Here is a 1,164-nt window from a genome sequence, read left to right as displayed (position 1 = left end):
CACTGGGCGTGTTCGCCTATGCCTCGGGCAATGCGGTGTTCTCCGCTTACTTGCAGATTCCGCAAGTGCCGGGCGCTGGCGAACTGGTGATCATCTGCGCGGCCATCGCCGGCGCGGGCCTGGGTTTCCTGTGGTTCAACACCTATCCGGCCATGGTCTTCATGGGCGATATCGGCGCGCTCGCGCTGGGCGCGGTGCTGGGTACGGTGGCGGTGATCGTGCGCCAGGAGCTGGTGCTGGTGATCATGGGCGGCATCTTCGTCATCGAAACGCTGTCGGTGATGATCCAGGTGGCTTCGTTCAAGCTCACCGGCAAGCGCGTGTTCCGCATGGCGCCCATCCATCACCACTTCGAACTCAAGGGCTGGCCCGAACCGCGCGTGATCGTGCGCTTCTGGATCATCTCGGTGGTGCTGGTGCTGATCGGCCTGGCCACGTTGAAGGTGCGCTGATGAACGACACGCCGCGCCAAGCCACGCGACTGGAAGCCATCGGCGGCCGCTACGACCCGTGGCTGCTCGGGGTGATCCTGGCCCTCGCCGGCCTGGGCGTGGTGATGGTGGCCTCCAGCTCCATCGCCATGGACAGCAATCCGTTCTACTTCCTCACCCGGCACGTGATTTTCCTGGGGCTGGGCGTGGGCCTGGCCTATGTGGCGATGCGCACCGAACTCAAGACCGTAGAGCACTACAACCAGTGGCTGCTGTTGGCGTGCTTCGTCCTGCTGTTGACGGTGTACGTGCCCGGCCTGGGCAGCAGCGTCAACGGCGCGCGGCGCTGGATCAACCTGGGCGTATCCAAGTTCCAGGTGGTGGAAGCGGTGAAGGTGCTGTACATCGTGTGGCTGTCGAGCTACCTGGTGCGCTTCCGCGACGAAGTCAACGCCACCTGGCCGGCGATGCTCAAGCCGCTGGGCGTGGCGGTGGCGCTGGTGGGGCTGCTGCTGCTGCAACCGGACTTCGGTTCCTCCACGCTGCTGCTGGCGATCACCGCCGGCATGCTGGTGCTGGGCGGGGTGAACCTGCCGCGCATGTCGGCGCCGATCGTGATCGGCCTGCCTATCTTCGCCTTCATCGCCATCCTCGAGCCATACCGCATGGCGCGCATCACCTCTTTCATGAATCCGTGGGCAGACCAGTTGGGTTCCGGTTACCAGCTGAGCAA

Annotated in this window: 2 protein-coding genes; both read left to right on the top strand. The window is 64.7% G+C overall.

Annotated features, from left to right (window positions below):
- Window positions 1-452 (top strand): phospho-N-acetylmuramoyl-pentapeptide-transferase (gene mraY, locus ACREB4_RS21295; protein ID WP_431590238.1); only part of this gene is annotated, 452 nt, incomplete at its 5' end.
- On the top strand, window positions 452-1,164 hold a 713-nt coding region (locus ACREB4_RS21290; RefSeq protein WP_431590237.1), incomplete at its 3' end, for an FtsW/RodA/SpoVE family cell cycle protein. The genes mraY and ACREB4_RS21290, both read left to right, overlap by 1 nt.

The sequence above is a fragment of the Aquabacterium sp. genome, assembly GCF_050725395.1.
Lineage (GTDB): Bacteria > Pseudomonadota > Gammaproteobacteria > Burkholderiales > Burkholderiaceae_C > Aquabacterium.
This window is presented reverse-complemented; position numbering and strand designations above follow the sequence as displayed.